This is a genomic window from Plectonema cf. radiosum LEGE 06105 (assembly GCF_015207665.1).
Taxonomy (GTDB): Bacteria; Cyanobacteriota; Cyanobacteriia; order Cyanobacteriales; family Nostocaceae; genus Rivularia; species Rivularia radiosa_A.
The window spans coordinates 1-4,018 of the sequence record NZ_JADEWL010000264.1 but is presented as its reverse complement, the minus strand read 5'-3'; the positions used below and the strand labels follow the sequence as shown (position 1 = coordinate 4,018).

Genomic DNA, 4,018 nt, shown 5'->3' with positions numbered 1-4,018 from the left:
CTCCCCATCTCCCCATCTCCCCATCCTTTAATTTGGTAACTTCAAATTCGCCACAATTGCATTTAAATACGGTTCAAACACCGACAAATTTTCCAAATTTTCAAACTTAGCAGTTGTTAAATCGGGAGCAAAGGCAGTGTTAATTAAATAAATCGCTTTACCATCAAAAGCAACATAACCTGTATGCTGCTCGTATACCCCACCCTTTTGTTTAAGTCCAGCAAAACCGTAACGCACTCCTTCAAGCCTACCAACCTGTGCTTTTTGTAGTGGATAAGGAGAAAACAATATACCATCCGCAGTTTTGGCAGTTTTTAATTTATCGGCGTAAGCATATTTACGGCTTTTAGCTAACTCTGTGTAATGATTTGTCACCCATAAATTAAGTGCTGTAGCCACCTGTGCAATATATCTAGGACTTTGATAATTTACACTGGAATTAGGTGGAATACCAGCATCAAGCAGCATCTGTTGAAAATAAGGCTGTCGCTCCAAGGGTAAAATTTCCATTGCCACCGTACCCAAAGGTTTCCCATTCCCAGAGACACATAGTAAAGAACTATTATTTTGCTTGCAAGGATTAATCTTCCAACCAGGTGGAAGGGCAGCCTCTTCGATGACATTTTCCCAAATATTAGTTGCAGCGGATTTTGTACTCAGTAAAGTTGAAGTTGGTGTTTTGATCGAACTTGCTTCTGAGTGTTTATCAGCAGAATAATAAGAAATACCAGTTGCAACACCGACAGGAATCAGTATAAAACCCAGCAATACATGATAGACTCGTATCATTTTAGTTAAAAATCAAAATATAACGTAAAAAATAGGTTAAAGGTCAAAGGTTAAAGGTCTGCATGTTATAGATTGAGAATAAATAACTGTCAACTGTCAACTGTCAACTGTCAACTGTCCACTAACTTAAAAATCCGTAGTTCCTAAAACGGTTTCATCTTCGATATCATCATCTAATTCTAAAGGTGAACTCGGCTCTCCTTCTACGCTTTCGATTTGCCCTATGGAGGGAATTTGATTAAATGCAATTTCGGTTTGTTCTCCTGTATTTGTATCATATGGTTGTGATTGATACGATAACAAACGTTGAAGTTCCTCAAATTTATCTAAAGAAAATACGGCACCATTTGCGAGAGCAGTTTCTTTGTGAGCCTCTGCAATGATAGCTTGAAATAAACAAGCGTTGGAAAGATTGACCAAATCGAGATTTACTCCTAATAGGTTAGCACCTGTGAGATTAGCACCAGTAAGTGTAGCATTTGTGAGATTTGCGTTTGCTAAATTTGCACCTGTTAAATTCGCACCAGTTAGGTTTGCATCGGCAAGATTTGCACCTACTAAACAGGCATTTTTTAGCTGAGCATTTGATAAATCTGTATTAGTAAAATTGACTTGGGCTAATATTGCTTGTGTTAAATCGGCTTTTGATAAATTGAGGAATGTCAAAGATTTTTCACCAATTCGCACTCTTGTCATGTCTGGGTGAAAAACTGCCGTTTTCGCAATCAATTTCATTAATGCTTCAGGTTGAAATTCTGTTAATAAAGTTGGATTTCCACAGGGTGAAAAAGTTTGTTTTGTTTCTCGGTAACAAGCACTCAGCAATAAAAATACATTTATTCCCACTGCTGCATTTACCTGTTCTACATTTACAGGGTTTTGCAGCTGTTTAAAATAAGACCAAGCTTGATGTGCTATTCCTTGATCTAACCAACGTCCCCGACAGTAAGCGTACCAAAATGATTGTAAACGATTGCATAATAATTCAAAGGAGAATTTATGCTTTTTTTCTCTTCGCAATCCCTCAATCACAAGTTCTTCGATTTCTGGGGTAAGAATACCGTAACCTAGTAAATTATAAAGATGTTCAGCGACAGTTTGGGGAGAATCTATAGTAAAATTTATTTCTGCATAATTATTGCGATCGCGTTTTATCAAAATTTTTAATTGACTAATTATTGCTTTAGCACAGAGGTATTCTCCTAACTGAGAGTGAGAAAATTGGACATTGGATAATGGTTTAAAATAAAATGCTGATAGTTTATTAAAATTACCTGTTAAATTAATCTTTTTCTTCCCGGATAATAAAATTTTCAGCGCTACAGATTGTATTTCATCAGGTAATTCTTGGGGATGAATATATCTAGAAACCATACCGGATGAATAACCGAATAACCATTGATCAATACCCTCATAAATCCTCCATAATACTGTAGCGCTATTTGTGATTTGAGGATTGGTTGCTAGTTGTAATATTTCATCATCAAGTAGTTTATTGCTGTGTAAAACTGCAAGTAAATATAATGTTAAAGGATGACGGACAAATTCTGCAAGTAAAAAGTGAGAGTTTTGAGAAAAAGCTTTATTTGTTTTCAATAATGTAAACAAGTTTTGAGCAACAGTCATCGATTGCACTTTTGATAAATTTGCAAACCACTGCTTCCATTCATCTTGTCCCCAAGGTTGAATCTTAATTCGCTGTAATTTTGATGCTGCTTTACTAGCGATATCCTGTAAAACCCAACTTTGACTGGTCAAAATAATTTTATGTCTTTTTTCCCCTTGAAACTTAAACAATTGCTGGATAAAAATGGCACTCACAGTAGTAGAAGGAGACAATTCATTTAAACCATCAAGTATTAATAAATATTTATGATGAGTAACTTTGAGCCAATCCGATAAGTCTATTCTGTAGTTATTTCTTAAAGCAGATTCAAGAGTTTCTAAAAAAGTTTCTCTTTCTTCAATATCACTGAGATTAATTAAAATCGGCATCCAATCTGGGTAAAACTTTCGCGCTACTCTTGCAGCAAATATTTGACAGAAACTGGTTTTTCCATAACCACTATCTGACTCAATTATAGTAATTGTTTCTAAATCTTCTAATTGGGAAACCACCCACTTCATTAAATCTACAGGCTGATAATTTCCCTTTAGAGGGATACCTTTGGGTGGAACGTATACATCTTTAAGAGCAAATGATTCTATTAACAGTGGTTCACCGAGTTTTTTGATTAAGTTGGCTCGATATTTTTGTTTATTACAATCAATTTTATCTTCCGAACTCCAATGAATTTCCGTAGTTCTTAATTCTAGAGAATTTCCAATTTTAAAAAATTTTTGTAATTGAACCAAACTTGTCGAATTTTCGCTGACAACTACAATTAAATGTCCCAAAAGTTTATGTTCTAAACGTCGAATAATCAATTCTGCTTCTACTTTTGGAACGGTATTGGCAACTAACCAAGCTACAGCAATATGATTAATTTGTTGCACAAAAGAAGAATGAGTAACTTTATGTAACGCTTCTTCCGCTTGTACATCGTTGAGTTTCTCACCACGGAAAATTTTGATAAAAGCTTGCAAATGCTCATCCCGCAAAGCTTTTACCGAACCATTAGTAAATAAATTTTCTTCTTGTAGTCTTGTTACTTTATTCTTCGGTAATAAAGTCCTTTCCAACCAAATCCGTGAAAGACTTTCTTCCTCAATTAAAACTTCTTCCAAAGCTTGTAAATAAGCAACTTGAAAAGCCAACCAAGTCGCTTCATTACGTTTAAAAGGCTTATTTTGTGCCAATACACCCAAAATACTCTGTGTTAGCCGAGCAAATACACTAATTTCATCCCAAACAACCCCTAAAGGAAGTTCCAGAACTTCTGCTAAAGTACATATATCAAACGGTAAAGGGTTTCTAACTTCCATATCCCGAATCATTCGCAACGCTACACCCGTTATTTGTGGTTGCGAAAACTCTTTTATTTGACTTATTTCGATATAGTTTTCTGTCAACCAATGTCGAATACTCAAGTTCATTTAAATACTCAGTCGATGTAGGAGTTAGGAGTTAGGAGTTAAGAGTTGGGAGTTAAGAGTTAGGAGTTTTGAGTTAGGAGTTAGGAGTTTTGAGTTTTGAGTTAGGAGTTAAGAGTTAGGAGTTAAGAGTTAGGAGTTAGTAGCACCGGAGTTAATAAATAATTATTTCTCCCCATCCCCCCATCTCCCCATC

Annotated in this window: 2 protein-coding genes; both read right to left on the bottom strand. The window is 35.5% G+C overall.

All coding sequences use genetic code 11. The features are described from left to right. Positions 1–27: 27 nt before the first annotated feature. Positions 28–789: a hypothetical protein gene (locus IQ247_RS31655; RefSeq protein ID WP_193926151.1), complete on the bottom strand. Its 762-nt coding sequence runs from the start codon at positions 787–789 to the stop codon at positions 28–30. A gap of 126 nt (positions 790–915) precedes the next feature. Then, a complete protein-coding gene (locus IQ247_RS31650) occupies positions 916–3,825 on the bottom strand; it encodes a pentapeptide repeat-containing protein (RefSeq protein ID WP_193926150.1) in 2,910 nt (969 codons plus the stop codon). Positions 3,826–4,018: the final 193 nt, after the last annotated feature.

Coding starts and splice junctions, on each gene's coding strand:
- IQ247_RS31655 (WP_193926151.1), bottom strand. CDS start 789: ATGATACGAGTCTATCATGTATTGCTGGGTTTTATACTGATTCCTGTC.
- IQ247_RS31650 (WP_193926150.1), bottom strand. CDS start 3,825: ATGAACTTGAGTATTCGACATTGGTTGACAGAAAACTATATCGAAATA.